Origin of the sequence: Thermococcus sp. MV11, assembly GCF_012027285.1 — an archaeon.
GTDB classification, from domain to species: domain Archaea; phylum Methanobacteriota_B; class Thermococci; order Thermococcales; family Thermococcaceae; genus Thermococcus; species Thermococcus cleftensis.
Genome location: NZ_SNUD01000001.1, coordinates 19,066 through 35,917, shown reverse-complemented (window position 1 = coordinate 35,917; position 16,852 = coordinate 19,066). Strand labels below are relative to the sequence as shown.

At 57.3% G+C, this 16,852-nt stretch carries 24 protein-coding genes; 11 read left to right on the top strand and 13 right to left on the bottom strand.

What is annotated here, in order from left to right:
• Positions 1 to 10 precede the first annotated feature (10 nt).
• From E3E27_RS00245 to E3E27_RS00230, 4 genes are all read right to left on the bottom strand, one after another.
• A complete protein-coding gene (locus E3E27_RS00245; protein WP_167773048.1) occupies positions 11 to 697 on the bottom strand; it encodes a translation initiation factor IF-6 in 687 nt (228 codons plus the stop codon).
• A gap of 27 nt (positions 698 to 724) precedes the next feature.
• Positions 725 to 994, bottom strand: coding sequence for a 50S ribosomal protein L31e (locus E3E27_RS00240; RefSeq protein ID WP_014789401.1), 270 nt, complete (start codon positions 992 to 994; stop codon positions 725 to 727).
• Between the two features lie 11 nt (positions 995 to 1,005).
• Positions 1,006 to 1,161 (bottom strand): 50S ribosomal protein L39e, encoded by a 156-nt coding sequence (locus E3E27_RS00235; protein WP_014013574.1) that lies wholly within the window; start codon positions 1,159 to 1,161, stop codon positions 1,006 to 1,008.
• A 118-nt stretch (positions 1,162 to 1,279) separates the two neighbouring features.
• Positions 1,280 to 2,968 (bottom strand): methylmalonyl-CoA mutase, encoded by a 1,689-nt coding sequence (locus E3E27_RS00230; RefSeq protein ID WP_167773636.1) that lies wholly within the window; start codon positions 2,966 to 2,968, stop codon positions 1,280 to 1,282.
• Positions 2,969 to 3,112: 144 nt separating this feature from the next.
• On the opposite strand from E3E27_RS00230, the gene E3E27_RS00225 reads away from it, so the two are divergent.
• From E3E27_RS00225 to E3E27_RS00205, 5 genes are all read left to right on the top strand, one after another.
• Positions 3,113 to 3,970 carry an MBL fold metallo-hydrolase gene (locus E3E27_RS00225; protein WP_167773047.1) on the top strand — a complete coding sequence of 286 codons (858 nt, stop codon included), beginning with the start codon at positions 3,113 to 3,115 and terminating at the stop codon, positions 3,968 to 3,970.
• An 86-nt stretch (positions 3,971 to 4,056) separates the two neighbouring features.
• Positions 4,057 to 4,542, top strand: coding sequence for an Hsp20/alpha crystallin family protein (locus E3E27_RS00220; RefSeq protein WP_014789398.1), 486 nt, complete (start codon positions 4,057 to 4,059; stop codon positions 4,540 to 4,542).
• A gap of 137 nt (positions 4,543 to 4,679) precedes the next feature.
• Positions 4,680 to 7,067, top strand: coding sequence for a CDC48 family AAA ATPase (locus tag E3E27_RS00215; protein WP_167773046.1), 2,388 nt, complete (start codon positions 4,680 to 4,682; stop codon positions 7,065 to 7,067).
• 58 nt (positions 7,068 to 7,125) lie between these two features.
• Positions 7,126 to 7,611 (top strand): transposase, encoded by a 486-nt coding sequence (locus tag E3E27_RS00210; protein ID WP_167773045.1) that lies wholly within the window; start codon positions 7,126 to 7,128, stop codon positions 7,609 to 7,611.
• On the top strand, positions 7,580 to 7,825 hold the full coding sequence (locus E3E27_RS00205) for a hypothetical protein (RefSeq protein WP_167773044.1): 246 nt from the start codon (positions 7,580 to 7,582) through the stop codon (positions 7,823 to 7,825). Before E3E27_RS00210 ends, E3E27_RS00205 begins: the two co-directional genes overlap by 32 nt.
• Here E3E27_RS00205 and E3E27_RS00200 read toward each other — a convergent pair.
• On the bottom strand, positions 7,822 to 7,971 hold the full coding sequence (locus tag E3E27_RS00200; protein ID WP_167773043.1) for a hypothetical protein: 150 nt from the start codon (positions 7,969 to 7,971) through the stop codon (positions 7,822 to 7,824). The two genes, E3E27_RS00205 and E3E27_RS00200, sit on opposite strands and share 4 nt — an antisense overlap.
• Before the next feature lie 191 nt (positions 7,972 to 8,162).
• Positions 8,163 to 8,312, bottom strand: a complete 150-nt coding sequence (locus E3E27_RS00195) for a hypothetical protein (protein WP_014789394.1) — start codon at positions 8,310 to 8,312, stop codon at positions 8,163 to 8,165.
• 64 nt (positions 8,313 to 8,376) lie between these two features.
• On the opposite strand from E3E27_RS00195, the gene E3E27_RS00190 reads away from it, so the two are divergent.
• A complete protein-coding gene (locus E3E27_RS00190) occupies positions 8,377 to 8,775 on the top strand; it encodes a M67 family metallopeptidase (protein WP_048152442.1) in 399 nt (132 codons plus the stop codon).
• A gap of 1 nt (position 8,776) precedes the next feature.
• Here the strand turns inward: E3E27_RS00190 and mobB are convergent, their stop codons facing one another.
• Positions 8,777 to 9,511, bottom strand: a complete 735-nt coding sequence (mobB, locus tag E3E27_RS00185; RefSeq protein ID WP_167773042.1) for a molybdopterin-guanine dinucleotide biosynthesis protein B — start codon at positions 9,509 to 9,511, stop codon at positions 8,777 to 8,779.
• 9 nt (positions 9,512 to 9,520) lie between these two features.
• Complete coding sequence (locus E3E27_RS00180) at positions 9,521 to 9,736, bottom strand: LSm family protein (protein WP_014789391.1); 216 nt, start codon at positions 9,734 to 9,736, stop codon at positions 9,521 to 9,523.
• Between the two features lie 62 nt (positions 9,737 to 9,798).
• On the opposite strand from E3E27_RS00180, the gene E3E27_RS00175 reads away from it, so the two are divergent.
• Positions 9,799 to 10,626: a hypothetical protein gene (locus E3E27_RS00175; RefSeq protein ID WP_167773041.1), complete on the top strand. Its 828-nt coding sequence runs from the start codon at positions 9,799 to 9,801 to the stop codon at positions 10,624 to 10,626.
• Here E3E27_RS00175 and E3E27_RS00170 read toward each other — a convergent pair.
• Positions 10,610 to 11,317 (bottom strand): 6-hydroxymethylpterin diphosphokinase MptE-like protein, encoded by a 708-nt coding sequence (locus E3E27_RS00170; RefSeq protein ID WP_167773040.1) that lies wholly within the window; start codon positions 11,315 to 11,317, stop codon positions 10,610 to 10,612. The genes E3E27_RS00175 and E3E27_RS00170 overlap by 17 nt on opposite strands.
• Before the next feature lies 1 nt (position 11,318).
• Complete coding sequence (locus E3E27_RS00165) at positions 11,319 to 11,777, bottom strand: Mut7-C RNAse domain-containing protein (protein WP_167773039.1); 459 nt, start codon at positions 11,775 to 11,777, stop codon at positions 11,319 to 11,321.
• A gap of 64 nt (positions 11,778 to 11,841) precedes the next feature.
• Between E3E27_RS00165 and E3E27_RS00160 the strand changes: the two genes are divergently transcribed.
• From E3E27_RS00160 to E3E27_RS00150, 3 genes are read left to right on the top strand one after another with little or no spacing between them, the layout of a single operon-like run.
• Complete coding sequence (locus tag E3E27_RS00160; protein ID WP_167773635.1) at positions 11,842 to 12,591, top strand: MBL fold metallo-hydrolase; 750 nt, start codon at positions 11,842 to 11,844, stop codon at positions 12,589 to 12,591.
• 38 nt (positions 12,592 to 12,629) lie between these two features.
• The gene (locus tag E3E27_RS00155) at positions 12,630 to 14,018 is read left to right on the top strand and encodes an ATP-binding protein (RefSeq protein WP_167773038.1); all 1,389 of its coding nucleotides are present in this window, start codon (positions 12,630 to 12,632) and stop codon (positions 14,016 to 14,018) included.
• Positions 14,005 to 14,568, top strand: coding sequence for a nitroreductase family protein (locus tag E3E27_RS00150; protein ID WP_167773037.1), 564 nt, complete (start codon positions 14,005 to 14,007; stop codon positions 14,566 to 14,568). The genes E3E27_RS00155 and E3E27_RS00150 overlap by 14 nt, the downstream gene beginning before the upstream one ends.
• Here E3E27_RS00150 and E3E27_RS00145 read toward each other — a convergent pair.
• Positions 14,555 to 15,007 (bottom strand): dual specificity protein phosphatase family protein, encoded by a 453-nt coding sequence (locus E3E27_RS00145; RefSeq protein ID WP_167773036.1) that lies wholly within the window; start codon positions 15,005 to 15,007, stop codon positions 14,555 to 14,557. The two genes, E3E27_RS00150 and E3E27_RS00145, sit on opposite strands and share 14 nt — an antisense overlap.
• A 126-nt stretch (positions 15,008 to 15,133) precedes the next feature.
• Here E3E27_RS00145 and E3E27_RS00140 point away from each other — a divergent pair, with 126 nt between their 5' ends.
• Entirely contained in the window at positions 15,134 to 15,865 is a 732-nt protein-coding gene (locus E3E27_RS00140) for a DUF2202 domain-containing protein (protein WP_014789383.1), read from the top strand.
• 21 nt (positions 15,866 to 15,886) lie between these two features.
• Here E3E27_RS00140 and E3E27_RS00135 read toward each other — a convergent pair whose 3' ends face one another.
• Positions 15,887 to 16,549, bottom strand: coding sequence for a carbon-nitrogen hydrolase family protein (locus E3E27_RS00135; protein ID WP_167773035.1), 663 nt, complete (start codon positions 16,547 to 16,549; stop codon positions 15,887 to 15,889).
• Positions 16,518 to 16,841, bottom strand: coding sequence for a hypothetical protein (locus tag E3E27_RS00130; RefSeq protein ID WP_371731538.1), 324 nt, complete (start codon positions 16,839 to 16,841; stop codon positions 16,518 to 16,520). Before E3E27_RS00130 ends, E3E27_RS00135 begins: the two co-directional genes overlap by 32 nt.
• Between the last annotated feature and the right edge of the window lie 11 nt (positions 16,842 to 16,852).

The window sequence follows — 16,852 nt, the reverse complement described above, 5'->3', positions numbered from 1 at the left end:
ACCTCCATCATCAGTCAAGGAAGCCCAGGGCTTCCTCAATCTTCACTATCTCCGGACCGGTGGTCAGGTGCCCAACGACGACACCGTGAGAGTTGGCGAGCATGCAGGAGCCAACGAAGGGAACGCCCATGTTGGCGGTTCCGACGTAGATGTCAACCTTGAACAGGTCGCGGAGCCATTCCAGCTCCTCGTCGGTTGCCTCGGGGTGAACCAGCCCGCCCCTGTTGGTCACCACTCCAACGCTCCCGACGGCGTGGTAGTCCCCTATCATACCCCTCTCGACCTCGACGCCGAGTATGTCCTCGAGCTTCCTAGCCTCCTCTCGCGTGAACTTCGCGCTCACCAGCGCGGCCCTGTCGTTGGCGAGGATCAAGTTGCCGAAGGCCGTCAGCGTGCTCTGGAACGGGACTATCTCGGTGTCTATTCCGTACTCCTTAAGCTGACCGTTGATGTGCTCCAGCTCGGCGTCCCAGACGTACCAGGGGACGACTATGGCACTGGAGTTTCCGGCCGCGAATATGCCGACTATGCGGGACTTCATTATGCTCGTTTCAATGAGCGGAACCTTGAGAACCTCCCTGAGAACCCCGAGCTTCTTCTCGCCGAGGCCCTCCCTGATCAGGGCTAACCTGTCGGTGGCGGTACCGTAAACGCCAAGGTACGGAGAGTTCTCAAAATCGAGTCTTTCTATGTGCATCTCGTCACCTCGTTAAATTAAAAGGGATCAGGCGAGGGAGACCTTGGCTATCCTCTTGCCCTCTTCCTCTTCCACAATGACCTTGACGCGGAGCTTGTTGGGCGGCTTTTCCGCTCCGCGTTCCCAGAGCTTCTCGTTGACGTCGGTGCCGATGATGACTTCGTCGGCCTTGGCGTGCCTGGCTATCCACTCGCGGACGAACTTAGCTGCTCTCGGGGCCCTCTTCCAGCGCGGAACGCGCTTCTTTATCTTCTTGATGGGAACGACGAATATGACCTCCTCTCCGGGCTTGATCATCTCAACTCACCTCACTCCTTGAGCTTGGTCCTTCTCCACATTCTCCTCTTGGGGTGGGTCATGACCTTCCTGTTGGTCTTGACTATGACCCAGACCGGAATGCGCCTGTTCTGCTTGGCGGCCTTTGCAAGCCTGAGTTTCTTCGCAAGCGGCTTGTTTCTCGCCATAACTACACCTCCGGGGATTATCATGATGCCTGTTGATGCTTTGGCTATCCTTTTTTAAGCTTTTTCGTGGGGTTTCAGGGTTTCTGGGAGAATGGGGGTAGAAATGGAAAGGGCGGGATCAGAATATCAGCGGCGCCCTGTACTCGCCCCAGACCTCGCGCAGGACGTCGGTGACCTCTCCAAGGGTCGCGAGGTGCCTGTGGGCCTCGATGATGTAGGGCATGAGGTTCTCGTCCTCGCTCTCGGCGGCCTTTCTGAGCCTGTCGAGGGCCTCCTCGACCTTCTTGCTGTCGCGCTCGCTCCTCAGCTTCTTGAGCCTCTCGATCTGCTTCTCCCTGATGCTCGGGTCGACCTTGAGTATCTCGACGTCGAGCGGCTCGTCGACGATGAACTCGTTCACACCGACGATGATGCGCTTCTTCTCCTCGACCTCCTTCTGGTACTTGTAGGCTGACTCCGCTATCTCCTTCTGAATGTAGCCGCGCTCGATGGCCCTCATCATGCCGCCCATCTTCTGGATCTTCTCGATATACTTCAAAGCTTCTTCGTAGATGTGGTCGGTGAGCCACTCGATGTAGTAGGAACCGCCGAGCGGGTCTATCGTATCAACGACGCCGCTCTCGTAGGCGATTATCTGCTGGGTTCTGAGGGCTATCCTAACGCTCTTCTCGGTTGGAAGGGAAAGGGCCTCGTCGTAGGAGTTGGTGTGAAGGCTCTGCGTCCCGCCGAGAACCGCCGCGAGGGCCTGAATGGCAACTCTCACTATGTTGTTCTCCGGCTGCTGGGCGGTGAGCGTTGAGCCGGCCGTCTGGGTGTGGAAGCGCAGGAGCATCGAGCGCGGGTTCTTGGCGTTGAACCACTCCTTCATTATGTAGGCCCATAGCCTCCTCGCGGCCCTAAACTTGGCTATCTCCTCAAGGAAGTTGTTGTGGGCGTTGAAGAAGAAGCTCAGCCTTCCGGCGAACTTGTCCACGTCCATGCCCCTGTCTATGACTGCCTTAACGTACTCGATACCGTCGGCAAGGGTGAAAGCGACCTCCTGGACGGCGTTCGCGCCTGCCTCGCGGATGTGGTAGCCGCTTATGCTTATCGGGTTCCACTTGGGGACGTTCTCGGCGCAGTACATTATGATATCGGTCGTGAGGCGCATGCTCGGCTGCGGCGGGAAGATGTAGGTTCCTCTAGCTATGTACTCCTTCAGGATGTCGTTCTGAACCGTTCCGCGGAGCTGGTGGGGTTGGACCCCCTGCTCCTCCGCAACCAGGATGTACATGGCGAGCAGGTTGGCGGCGGTCGAGTTGATGGTCATGCTCGTTGAGACCTTGTCGAGCGGGATTCCATCGAAGAGTATGCGCATGTCCCAGAGGGAGTCAATGGCGACGCCGACCTTTCCGACCTCACCCTCGCTCATCGGGTGGTCGGAGTCGTAGCCTATCTGGGTGGGCAGGTCGAAGGCGACGCTAAGCCCGGTCTGGCCCTGGCTGAGGAGGTACTTGTAGCGCCTGTTGCTCTCTTCAGCGGTTCCGAAGCCGGCGTACTGCCTCATCGTCCAGAACCTTCCGCGGTACATGGTTGCATAAACTCCGCGGGTGAACGGGTACTCTCCGGGGAAGCCGAGCTTTTCAAGGTAGTCCCAGTCTTCCCCGAGGTCGGCGGGAGTGTAAACGCGCTTTATCTCAAAACCGTCGTCTGTCATGAACTTCTCCTTTCTTTCGGGCCTCTTCTCGATGAACTTTTTAACGGTCGTTTCCTCCCAGCGCTTCTCCTCCTCCCTAATCTTCGCGAGCTTCTCCTTATCGAAGGTCATGCCTACCACCTGCCCCTATTTGGGCGCCGGCCTATAAAAAGCTTTTACATAACTCAAGGCCGGCCTTGATTTTGGATAAATTGTCCATCAGTCCAACGAGGCCGGGCGAAGATAAATAAGGCCGACTAACCCTTATTCAATGTGATGATAATAGGCAACGTAGGCCTCGACAGCTCCGCGCGCTTCGCCTTTCAGAGCCACGCCCACACCGACCACTTCGTCAGCGGGGAGGCCATTTTCGCTACCAAGGCGACCAAATTCCTCAGTCACCTCCGGAAGGGCGGCTTTTACAGGGAAATCGAGTTCGGGAAAACCTTTTACCTCAGCGACTTAAAGGCGAAGCTCTATCCAGCGGGTCATATGCTCGGCTCGGCAGGAATAAAGCTCTGGCTGGAAAACGGGACGCTCTTCTACACAGGTGACACCAAGTGGTTCAAGCTCAGGACGGCAGAAAGGAGCAGGTTTCCGAGGGCGGACTTCCTGGTCATAGAGGCCACCTTCGGCGTCCCGAGCTTCACCTTTCCAGCTCCGAGGGAGGTGGAGAAGAAGCTGATAGCTTTCGTGGAGGAGGCCCTCGACAGGGGAAAAAGGCCGGTTCTCTACGTGAACCAGACGGGAAAGGCTCAGGAGGTCATGAAGATACTGGAGGCACACGGTTACACCGTCAAGACCTCACGGGAGATTCTCAAGGTGGCGCGCGTTTACTCGAAGTTCGGGGTAACCTTTGGAAACATCGATCCCGATGGCGAGGTCGTTCTCCGTTCCTACCGCTCTCCGCGCGTGAAGAACTCCCTATCTCCCTGGGAACTGACGGTTTCAGGCTTTGGAAGATTGAAGCTCAGCAACCACGCCGACTTCTGGGAGCTGATGAGGATTGTGGAGAAGGTAAACCCGGAAAGGATCTTCACGGTCTACGGCTTCGCCCGGGAATTCGCGAGGATACTGAGGGGACTCGGTTATACCGCCGAGTCCATAGAGCCCAACACGGGACTGAGGATTTAGTAACGACCGGGGACTAAAATCGAAAAGTTTATAAAGGGTCAGCTTTTAGTTACTACTGGTAACCAAAAGGGTTGGGGGGTGAGAGCATGGTCTGGAGGAGGGACCGCTACTGGGACCCCTTCGACCTGATGAGGGAGATCCAGGAGGAGATCGACGCCATATTCAGGGACGTCATGCGCGGGCCGAGGCTCTGGGGCTACCGCGAGCCCGGCGAGAGCATAGCCGTCAGCGAGACCTGGCGCGAGCCCTTCGTGGACATCTTCGACCGCGGTGACAGGTTCGTCATAACCGTCGAGCTCCCGGGAGTCAGGAAGGAGGACATTAAGCTCCGCGTCACCGAGGACACGGTTTACCTCGAGGCCCAGGTGAAGCGCGAGAAGGAGCTCGAGGAGGAGGGCGCGATAAGGATCGAACGCTACTACAGCGGTTACAGAAGGGTCATCAGGCTCCCGGAGGAAGTTATTCCAGAGAAGACCAAGGCCCGCTACAACAACGGGGTCCTCGAGATAGAGCTGCCCAAGAAGGCTCCGAAGAAGACCGAGGGAGAGGGCTTCGAGGTGAAGATCGAGTAACGACCCTTTCGTTTTTGAGGGGGACTACCTTCCGTCCTCCCTGTCATCAAACCCGCGCTGCTGCCCGCACAAGCGGGTAAAATAAGAACGTTGAATCTCACGATCATCGGTCACGAAAAGTTTGGAGGTGGTGAATGATGACCGAGAAGAGGGAAGTCAAGCTCAAGGTCGCCTCTGCTTACCAGAGGGACGTTGGGAGGGGAATAGTTAGGATAGACCGCAAGGCGATGCGCGAAATAGGCGTCCAGAGCGGTGACATAATCGAGATCATCGGAACCAAGAACACGGCCGCGGTGGTGTGGCCGGCCTACCCCGAGGACGAAGGACTCGGCATAATCAGAATGGACGGAACCATAAGGAAGAACGCCGGCGTTGGCCTCGGTGACGAGGTGACCGTCAGGAGGGCCGACGTCAAGGAGGCGAAGAAGGTCATAGTCGCCCCGACCGAGCCGATCCGCTTCGGGCACGACTTCGTCGAGTGGTTCCACAGCAGGCTCGTCGGAAGGCCCGTCGTCAGGGGAGACTACATCAAGGTCGGAATCCTCGGCCAGGAGCTGACCTTCGTGGTCACCGCAACGACTCCGGCAGGGATAGTCCAGATAACCGAGTTCACCGAGTTCCAGGTGAGCGAGAAGCCCGTCAAGGAGGTGTCAAAGACCGCAGCCCTCGGCGTCACCTACGAGGACATCGGTGGACTGAGCGACGTCATTCAGAAGGTCAGGGAGATGATAGAGCTCCCGCTCAAGCACCCAGAGATATTCGAAAAGCTCGGCATTGAGCCGCCGAAGGGAGTTCTCCTGTACGGCCCGCCTGGAACGGGTAAGACGCTCCTCGCCAAAGCTGTGGCAAACGAGGCCAACGCCCACTTCATAGCCATCAACGGTCCGGAGATAATGAGCAAGTACTACGGTGAGAGCGAGGAGCGCCTGAGGGAGGTCTTCAAGGAGGCCGAGGAGAACGCGCCGGCGATAATCTTCATCGATGAGATAGACGCGATTGCTCCGAAGAGGGAAGAAACCCACGGTGAGGTCGAGAAGAGGGTTGTGAGCCAGCTGCTCACGCTCATGGACGGCCTGAAGAGCAGGGGCAAGGTCATAGTCATAGGCGCCACCAACAGGCCCGACGCCATCGACCCGGCCCTCAGGAGGCCAGGAAGGTTCGACCGCGAGCTCGAAGTTGGTGTCCCGGACAAGCAGGGCAGGAAGGAGATACTCCAGATACACACGAGGGGAATGCCCATCGAGCCGGAGTTCAGGAAGGGCAGGGTCATCGAGATACTCGAGGAGCTTGAGAGGAACGACGCCTACCGCGAGAGCGCCGAGAGGGCACTCATGAAGGTCAAGGACGCCAAGGAGGAGGAGATTCCCGAGATACTCAGGGGCATAGACGGGAGGCTCTACGACGAGGTCAAGGCCAGGCTCATCGATGCCCTCCTCGAGGAGCTGGCGGAAGTGACCCACGGCTTCGTCGGTGCCGACCTCGCGGCGCTGGCGAGGGAAGCGGCGATGGCAGCGCTCAGGAGGCTCATCAAGGAGGGCAAGATTGACTTCGAGGCCGAGCACATACCCAAGGAGGTCCTTGAGGATCTCAAGGTCACGAGGAAGGACTTCTACGAGGCCCTCAAGATGGTCGAGCCGTCGGCGCTGAGAGAGGTGCTCCTCGAGGTTCCGAACGTCCGCTGGGAGGACATAGGCGGCCTGGAGGACGTCAAGGAGGAGCTTCGTGAAGCCGTCGAGTGGCCGCTCAAGTACCCCGAGGCCTTCATGGGGCTCGGCATAACCCCGCCGAAGGGAATACTCCTCTACGGCCCGCCCGGAACCGGTAAGACCCTCCTCGCGAAGGCAGTTGCCAACGAGAGCGAGGCCAACTTCATCGCCATCAAGGGCCCAGAGGTGCTGAGCAAGTGGGTCGGCGAGAGCGAGAAGAACATCAGGGAGATATTCAGGAAGGCCCGGCAGGCGGCTCCGACGGTGATATTCATCGACGAGATCGACGCGATAGCGCCACGCAGAGGAACCGACGTCAACCGCGTCACCGACAGGCTCATCAACCAGCTGCTCACCGAGATGGACGGAATCCAGGAGAACAGTGGCGTCGTCGTCATAGGCGCGACCAACAGGCCGGACATCATCGACCCAGCCCTGCTCAGGCCCGGAAGGTTCGACAGGCTCATACTCGTTCCAGCGCCGGACGAGAAGGCCAGGCTGGAGATATTCAAGGTCCACACCAGGAACGTGCCGCTCGCCGAGGACGTCAAGCTCGAGGAGCTGGCGAAGAGGACCGAGGGCTACACGGGAGCCGACATCGAGGCAGTGGTAAGGGAGGCCGCGATGCTCGCCATGCGCAGGGCGCTCCAGGAGGGCATTATAAGGCCCGGCATGAGGGCGGACGAGATAAGGGCCAAGGTCAAGGTCACGATGAAGGATTTCGAGGAGGCCATGAAGAAGATCGGTCCGAGCGTGAGCGAGGAGACCATGGAGTACTACAGGAGGGTCCAGGAGCAGTTCAAGCAGGCCCGCGGGTGAGCGGAGAACGGGGGGGCAACCTTATATCCCCCTTCTTCCAAACCCTTAAGGTGGTTCCATGAGAAAGCCCCTTCTGATCCTTCTCACGGTCGTCCTGATGATGTACCTCTACCCGCTGTCCATCGTACCTCTCCTCCTGCTGAGGAGGGAGTGGCCAGGGTTCAGGGAAGAACTGGGCAGGGCCGCGGTGGCCATCGGCCTGTCAATACCCCTATACGTCGCAAAGGTGGCCCTTGGAATATCCGGCTGGAGCGAGACCCTCGGGATAACGCCGCTGAAGGTCTCGCCGGTGGCCTGGTGGGGGGTCTACCTGACCTTCACGGCCCTCCAGACGCTGGCGGTCTACCACATCTACCTCGTATCGAGAGGCCTCGGGAGAACGGCCCGGATCGGGGGCGTTCTGATGCTCGCGGCCGTCCCGCTCCACCTCCTCAGCCTGACGGTCTACTTCGCCCTCACCTGGCTCGGCCTGCTGCTCTTGCTGATCGGAATGGAACGGGGAGGTGATGGGAATGATATACGGCGTGCTGCTCAGCATTCCTGAGAAGCTAGTGCCGAAGTACGAGGACGAGGTTAGAAAGGTCATCGGACACGGCATAGCGAGGGGCGACGTTATAAGCTTCACCGAGGCCCGCTACAAGGGTGACGTCGCCTTCGTCATGCTCGCCCGCTCCAGCAGGGCGGCCGAGAGGATAGCCAACGAGCTGAGGGAGCTCCCCATAAACGTCAAGGTCATAGAGATCGAGGGGGAGAGCTAAGCGATCCACTCGAGCTCGTAGCCCCTCGCGCGGAGCTTCTCCATTTCCTCCCTCGCTATCCTCTCAGCCTTCTTTATGTCGTTGGTGACGACTATCTTCTCCTTGGGAAGGGTGTTGTTCATGTAGTAGACGATCCTCACGAGCATACCATCACCCCAATATATCACTGCGAGTGATAGAAGAGTTCGAGAGATTTAAAAACATTGTTGCACTGATTTCAACAGCAAAGTACACAACAGTACGAACCAAAATATGCATTAATGTACAACATTATCCCAATGATCACAAGTGTCGCTTCACCGCGGAGGGCACCGGTAAGAATAATTGGGGAAGAGAATCACTCAAGCTTCTCCAGCTCGAAGACCCTCGCGTCCTTCCGCCTCATTTCCTGAACGGCAAGTCTTCTTGCCTCGTCGGCGGTTTCAGCCTCGAAGACTATGGTGGTTCCGTGGTGGTCACCACCGTGAAGCGTGAGGGCCCACTTCATCCTATCACCGACAGCCCATTGTCACTTGTTCAAAACTTATAAATCTAACGGGCCAAATTTAGGTATGCGGCTGATGATTCGACAAGGGGATTTAAGTTTGATTATCAAAACGGCAGAAAAGAGCGAGGTTGAGATATGCGGCTTCCTCTTCGGGAAGCGGGAAGGAGAGAACGCGAGTGTCGAGATTGTCAGCTTTATCACCAATCGGCTGGACTCACCCAATGCCTTCGAGATGGAGCCACTGGAGATGGTGAGGGCCATCGATGATGCCGAGGCGAGAGGTCTGCAGGTTGTTGGCATCTTTCACTCCCACTTGAAGTGTCCACCGAGACCTAGCGGCCACGATCTGAAGGGAATGAACCTCTGGCCGGTGGTCTGGCTGATAGTGGACGACAGGGGAAACTACGGGGCTTATGTGCTGGAGGGAGACAAAATCCGGGAGGTGGAAGTTAAACTTGTCTAACTCAATCCTCCCTTATCACTATCTCTATCTTCCTGCCCTCGCGGTAGCCCTTCATAGCCGAGAGCATGCCCTTAATCGTCTTCTCGACGAGCTCCTGAACCCAGTCCTTCATCGGGAGAACCTGACCGTCTATCTTCACCGTGACCTTCGGCTTCGAGCTGAGCACAACGCAGTCCTTCAGGGTTTTCTCACCCCTAACAATCATCTTCGCCATCTCCGCACAGCGGAAGCCGCAGAGGCCGCAGTCTATGTTAGGAAGCATGAAGGCCCTCTTCTCCACCAGATCGGCGAGCTTTTCTGGCTCTTTAGTCGCGTCTATAACGGGCAACCCGTCTATCTCCTCAACGCCGGTTGAAGCTATTATCCCGCTCACCGCTATCGCCAGGCCGCCGTTGAGCTCCCTCACCTCCTCCTCGTTCCTCGCGCATATCACCTTGGGCACGTGCTGGACCGACTTGAAGCCCTCCAGGAGGAGGAAGTCCGCCGAGACCATCGAGAAGAGCGCGTTGATGTCCTTGGCCTTGAAGAGAACTGCATCGGTATCGTGAGCTCTAACCAGAACGGCATCGGCGACCCTTGAGAAGCGCCAGGTGTCGCTCCCTTCCCTGTCGAAGTCGGCGTGCATGCTCTTCGCTATGGCAACGCGGTAGCCGCGCTCCTTCAGAACCCTCGCAACCGCCTCAACCGTTGTGGTTTTCCCGCTCTTCTTGAAGCCAACGAAGGCGACAGCCTTCATGCTCCCACCTCAGAGGAGCATTATCCAGTTGAGGTCGTCTATCTTGATTATCAGCTCCTTCGCCCTGTTCCCGGCTATGTCCACGACGTCGCTCAGGAGTATGACCTCCTCGTCGAAGTCCTTGAGTATTCCCGTGAAGGAGTGATCGTTGCTCACGGCCAAGGCCACCCTCTTCCCCTTCCAGGCCTCGAGGGTCCTGTCAAGGAGGTACTGCTTCTCGCCCATGCACTCACCTCCAGAGACCAAAAGCCTATAAGGCTTTTAACCGTTTCCGGTTCGGTGATAGAATGAGGTTCGTGACCAAGAACGAGGCCGTCAAGAGGTCGTTTCTCGAGGATCTGAAGAGGGAAGGGATAAGGTTCGAGCTCAACGAGAGACTGGGCTACGAGAGCTTCGTGGGTTACATGCTCGAGGGAACGCTGGAGGAGATAAGGTCGCAGATAGATGTCATGGAGGGCGCCGACAGGGAGGCGCTCCTCGAGGGCTTCACGTCCTTCCGTGAGAGCCTGAACCACATACTGGAGCACATCAAGGTCGGGGAGAGGTTCGAGGCTCTCCTGCAGGAGGGCCCCTGGGTGGCTGAACTCCTCGACCAGCTCACGAGGAACGGGGCGATAGACTACGAGGACGGCATGATAAGACTCCGCGATGGGGTGGACGTTACAAAGCTCCGCTTCGAGTTCAAGTTCCCCTTCAACCTCGTCCACAGCCCGGAAAGCGCCGAGAGAATAGCGAAGCAGTTCGCCTTCGCCGACCTCACGATGGAGTACGAGTTCGAGATACTGGAGCTGGACATAGGCAAGATAAACGCCCTCGGGAAGGTGGCGGCGAGATACTTCCCGGAGGAGCTGCTGCTGAAGGTCTACTTCGCCCTCATCGGAAGGGCCATACTGGCGGGGGAGGTTCTGAAGGCCATAGGAGACGAGAGGGTGGAGCTGGAGGAGCTCGTGAAGGGCTTCGTGAGGGCCTCACCGATAGCCATTCCAACCGAGAAGGGAACCCTGGTCATCAACTACTCCCCAAAGGCCCTGGAGGAGGTGCTTCGCTTCCTCAAGAGACAGGGCTACGTCGAGATAAAGGCCGGAAAGGTCAAGAAGCTCAGGGACCTGGTCTGAGGTACTCAACCTTCGCCCTTCCATTCTTTTCCAGCCATTCCAGCAGTTCCTTGGCGAACTCGAACTTCTTCCTCTTGCTCTCCCACACCCGCGCGTGCTCCCTGAGACCCGGCTTGCTCCACCTCCCAACGGTATCGCCGAAGTCGAAGCCCACCAGAACTATCTCCCTTGCGCCCAGCTCCTCGGCCAGAAAAGCGGCCCTGTCGCCGTCGGTGAAGCCGCCGAAGTTGTAAACGATGTCGAGGGGCTCGGTCTGGCACGTGCCGAGTATGCGCGAGAACATGGGCACGTAAACGCCCATCTTCTCCACGTTGTCGCCGTGGGCGTGGACGACCAAAAAAGCGCCCTTATCGTTTGCGAGCTTTATGTCGGGTATCCTGCCGTCGAGATCGGTAACGATAACATCGGGCAGTAGCCCGGCATCGAGGAGTGCCGTTGTCGCTCCGTCGGCAGTTATTAGCGTTCCGTCCGAGAAGTCGAACTCCTTCAAGGCCAGCTCAAGGCTCGGGCCGGCGCCGAAGACGTAGGCTTTCCTCCCAACCACAGCCGCGAGCTCCTCCCGCAGAATGTACTCGTCGCCCTCCAGCAGGAGCGCCCTCAAAAGCTCCGCCGCCTTCCTGTCCTCCTCGACCGAGTAGCCCATCTCCCTCACGATTCGCTCGTAGAACGGCTTCCAGTCCTCCCATCTCATTTCAATCCCTCAGCCTCCTGTCCATTTTTACCATCTCCCCCCACTGCCTCCCGGGCCAGTAGATTTGGCCACATTTGGTGCAAACGTAAAACTCGTCGTACTTCCAATACACCACCTCCGGAACTCTCCCCCTGATTTTTTCCTTCGAAACGCGCTTTATGGGCCCGTTGCACTTAGGACACCGCGCGCTGGCCGGGAAAAGCTCTGGGAAGTCAATGCCGAGCCCCTTGAGCTCTCGAACTTGTCCCCCGAGTGAGTTCGAGGAGAGGAGGATTACCTCTGCGCCGAGCTTTTTGGCTCTCCCGGCTAAACAGGAGTCGCGCGTGAGGATTATCCGGCCTTCTTGGAGGGCAACCTGGATTATCTCGTCATCGTCCTCCACCCCGTAGAGGGTGTCGTGGCCGTAAAGCCGGAGCCACCTCGCGAGCCGGCCGAGCATCATGTCGGCGATGAACCTCATATGCTGAAGTTGGAGGCAACCCTTATAAGGGCCTTATTTCACAGTCGTGAAATATGTGGTGGGTTTGATAGTCTACTTCATAGGCACCGGCGGCAGCGAGGGGATTCCCGCCCACCTCTGCACCTGTCCCACCTGCACCGAGGCGAGGAGGTTCGGCTTCGCCCAGAGGAAGCCCTCGACCCTTGCCGTGATCACCGAAAAGGGGAAAGCGGTTCTCTTCGACGTGGGTACGGACATAAGGGATTACCTCAACGTCCCGCTCGAGGCGATTTTTCTCACTCACTGGCACCACGACCACATCTACGGCCTCTACAAGCTCCGCTGGATGGCACTTGAAACCCCGCTCTACGCCCCGGAGGGGCACGCCGACGCCCTGATCCTCCGCGAGCCCAAGAACCTCCAGCCGAGGGTGGTGAGAGCGGGCGACGTCATCGAGCTGGACACGCTGAGAATAACGGCCCTGAGGCTCAACCACCAAGTCGAAACCCTCGGCTACCTCATCGAGGAGGACGGGAAGGCCATCGCAATCCTCTACGACACCAAGGGCCTCCCCGAAGAGACGGAGGAGTTCCTGAAGGAGAAGGCCCCCCTCAGGCTCGCCATCGTCGATGCAACCTACCCGCCGGGAATTGAGGATCCTTACCACAACAACGTTGATGAAGCCGCAGAGATTGGACTTAGGCTCGCCGAGAGGACGGTCCTGAGCCACATCTCCCACAAGAACTTGCCCTTCCTTGAGCTGTCCGAGTACGTTAGAAAAAGGTGGGGAAACAGGGTTCTCGTCGCCTACGACGGTATGGTGTTCTACGTGTGAACGCAATGCTTAAAAAGTTATAAGTCGAGTATCATACTATGGCAATAACTTTTGTTGACCGGGAGTCCGAGATAGAGTTCATGGAAAGACTCTGGGAGGAGGAGAACGCATTCCTTCCCATCTACGGGAGGAGGCGCGTGGGAAAGACCCGCCTGGTCGGGGAGTTCATGAGGGACAAACCGTCGGTTTATTACCTCGCCAGAAACAGCACCTACCAGGACAACCTGAGGGGGTTCACGAGGGAGGTTCTCAAGGTGCACCCCTCCCCCTTCCTGAACGAATCGTCGTTCTCGAGCTTCGAGGAGGCTTTCAGGTACATCGCGGAGAAGGGGAAGGTTGTGGTTGTCATAGACGAGTTTCCATATCTCATCCAGTCAGACAAAAGGGTTTTGAGCGAGTTTCAGTACATAGTCGATGAAATCGTCAGGAACTCCGGGATTTATCTCATACTCGTCGGTTCGAGCGTTGGTATGATGGAGGAGCACGTGCTGGGCCAGAAGAGCCCGCTCTACGGCAGGAGAGACGGCCAGATAAAGCTCGGCCCCCTCGACTTCTTCAGCTCCTGGAAGCTGCTCGGTGTTGGCGTTGAAGAAGCCGTGAAGATTTACGGAGTGACCGGCGGGGTTCCGGCGTATCTCCTCCTCTTCAGCCACTTTGAGGACGTCAAACGGGTCGCCTTCAGCAAGCACGGATTCCTATACGCCGAGGCGGATTTCCTGCTCTCAAGCGAGCTGAGGGAACCGCGGACGTACAAGCTCATCCTGAAGGCAATCGCCGAGGGCAAAACCCGTTTCAATGAGATAAGCACCTACACAGGAATCCCCCGCTCGAACCTCTTCAAGTACCTGGAAGTCCTCGAAAGACTCGGCTTTGTAAGGAGGGAAACTCCGGTTACCGCCCCACCGAAGACCAAGCACACAAGGTACAGAATATCTGACAGATACCTCGCCTTCTACTTCAGGTTCGTTGAGCGGTACAGGGACGAGATAGAGCTTGAGAGCCTCGACTTCTGGGAGGAGTTTCTGAAGGGATACAGCACATACCTAGGTTCAGTCTTCGAGGAGGTTTCCAGGGAGTTCCTCGTCAGGCTGGGAAGGGAGGGAAAGCTCCCGCTGAGGCCCAGCAGGCTTGGAAGGTGGTGGCATAAAAACGAGGAAATAGACATCGTTGCCCTCGACGAGCGGGAAAAAAGGGCCCTCCTCGTGGAGGTGAAGTGGAAGGAACTTGGCGGGAGGGAGGCCCGAGGAATTTTGAAGGACCTGGAGCGCAAGGCAGGATTGATGGGCCTTGAAGGGTGGGGAAAGGATTACGGGCTCGTCGCGAAAGAGGTTATGGGAAAAGAACGGCTGAGGAGAGAGGGATGGTTCGCATGGGATTTGGAGGACTTCATGGAGTTTGATGGAGCTGGTGGCCATGAGGACCCTTGAGCTCGCCAGGCGGAGGAAGACGGTGAGGAGGTTCCTCCCGGATGGGCCTCCAATGGAGGACATAATGACGGCCATCAAGGTGGCCAAGGAAGCGCCGAGCGGAATGAACGCCCAGCCCTGGAAGTTCGTGGTGATAGACGACCCCTGGCTGAAGGGGAAGGTAAGGGAACTCTGCGAGGAGGAAGAGAGGAAGTTCTACTCCAGAACTAAGGGAGATTTGATGGCGTGGCTCAGCGCGAAGGGCTTCAAGCCGGAGAAGCCCTTCCTCAGCGAGGCCCCCTACCTGATACTTGTCTTCGGGCACACAAAAGCCCCCTACTGGCTCCAGTCAACGTGGATAGCCGTCGGCTACCTTCTCCTGGCCCTGGAAGAGTTAGGCCTTGGGACAGTAACCTACACGCCACCGAACCCAAAACCGGTAGAGGAGCTTCTAAAGGCTCCTACGGAATACAAGCTCCAGACAATACTGCCCGTTGGCTACCCCGCCGACCCGAAGCCGAAGTACGAGAGAAGAAAGCTCGAGGAGGTAGTGAGCTTCAACGGCTTCTGAGGAAGCTTTCCAGTTCTTTTAAAATCTTCATCTGTTCAGGGGTTTCCACGGCCCCGGGCCTTATACTCCTGACCCTCGCGAGGGCCTCCCCCAGCGGGAGTCCCTTGGAGTACATCAGCCACGCCACAGCCACCGTTCCGCTCCTTCCGAGGCCACCGAGGCAGTGGATGAGAACCCTCTTGCCTTGCATCCGTTTTCCTTCAATCCACCCCAAAATTTCAAGGAGCTGGCTCAACGTCGGCGCTGTGAAATCGGGTATCGGGCTGTGGAGAACTTCAACGCCCCTTTTCTTCCATTCCTCGATGGAATAAGGAAGCTCGAACTCCTCGACGAGGACAACTACCGCGTCGAACGTCTCCGCAACCCGATCGATTTCACCCACCGTCGGCATCCTTGAGAAGGCAACGCCCTCATCGATGAACCTGGCAGAGCTCCACATACTACCACCTCTGAACATTCCGGGGACTTACAGATAAATCTTTTGACGGAATACCCATTTCAAATGGGCCGATGAACCAAAAGGTATTTATGAACCTTCGGTAAGATTATTGCGTGGGGACCCACCATGAGAGGAAGGCGTTATCTTGTCGTCTTAACAGTGCTCCTGCTGAGCATCACAGTAGCAGGGTGCATAAGCAGCACCCAGACACCGACCGAGACGAGTCCCTCGCCCACCAACACCGTTCCGCTCGTGGGCGACACCAACGGGGACCTGAACACTCAGGATCTTCAGGAGTATATAGACTCGCTTCCGGCGGAACCTCTTACTGACGCAGAAAAAGAGGGTCTCCTCTATATGGTCGAGGAGGAGAAGCTCGCCCACGACGTTTACACCAAGCTCTACGAGAAGTGGGGGCTTCCGATATTCAACAACATCGCCAAGAGCGAGACCACCCACGTGGAATCCGTGAGAATGCTCCTCAAAAAGTACAATCTAACAGATCCAACGGCAGATGAGGGTATCGGTGAGTTCCAGAACGAGGAGCTCCAGGCCCTCTACGACCAGCTCATCGAGATGGGCATGAAGAGCGAAATTGATGCCCTTAAGGTCGGCGCTCTCATAGAGGAGACCGACATAAAGGATCTCCAGGAGTGGATATCAAAGACAAACAAGATAGACATCATCACGGTCTACGAGAACCTCATGATGGGAAGTAGAAACCACCTTCGCTCGTTCGTCGGCCAGCTGGAGAGCAGGGGAGTGAGCTATGAGCCGCAGGTCCTGCCGAAGGACGAGTTCGAGGCAATAATCAACAGCCCGATGGAGACGGGCCAGGGAATGGGCAAGGGACCGTGACTGGCCGTTCTCTTTCAATTTTCACCCGACCACAAGCAACCGTTCTCCCCGTGAAGAGGCCAGGAGCGTCCCGTTCTCATTGAAGGCCCACGCACCGCCCGGCGGAAAGCTGTTCACAACAAAGGTCCTGACGCCAAGGAGCTTAACGCGCTCAGACATCGCCTCGACATCTTCTGATGTCATTTCTCCATATTCCGGCGAGTACTCCATCGGCACGAAGAGGTAGTCGGGCCTTTTCCGTCTAATCCACTTCGCTATCCTCTTGTTGTAGAGGTCGCCGCAGATTATTATCGTCACCTTTCCGAACTCGGTTTTGGTTGTTCTCACAGTGTTGCCGGTGCAGAACTTCATTGGCTCCTGGAACTTGCGATGCTTGAGGAGCACCTCGCCGTTTCGACCGATCAGCAGGGCGGAGTTGTAGACGCAGTTCTTGTAGGGCTCAAGGAGGCCGAAGACAACGTAAACGCCGTTCTCTCTGGCCAGTTCACTCACCCGCCCGACTATCTCATCGTACAGCTTTGCCCCCCTGAAGTCCCACTCCTCAAAGCCGGTGAGGCAGTACTCGGGGAAGACCACGAAGTCTGGCTCGTACTCCAAAGCCTCATTGAAGCGCTTTTTGAACTCGTTCCAGTTGGCTTTGAAGTTTCCAACCTCAACGCGCATCGGGATTAGGGCGACCTTCATTTTTCAGCCTCCTGAGGGCAGATGCGGTGGCAAGAACGGCAACGAGGAGGAAAAGCCTCACGTCCCACCTCTCCAGCCTCTCCATCAGGAGGTGGGCAGAGGTTAGAACGAAAACCACCGAAACTGCCTCCTGAACCCATTGCGGTGCAAATTTTTCGCAGGCATACAGGACAATAAGGTACAGGAGGACGAGCGCCAGGTAAACCGGCCCGATAATGATGGTGGGGGCAAAGAATACCGCTATCGCCAACAAGACGACAGCGGCGTAGAGGCCTTCCCTCACTGGCTTCACCTGAATTCATC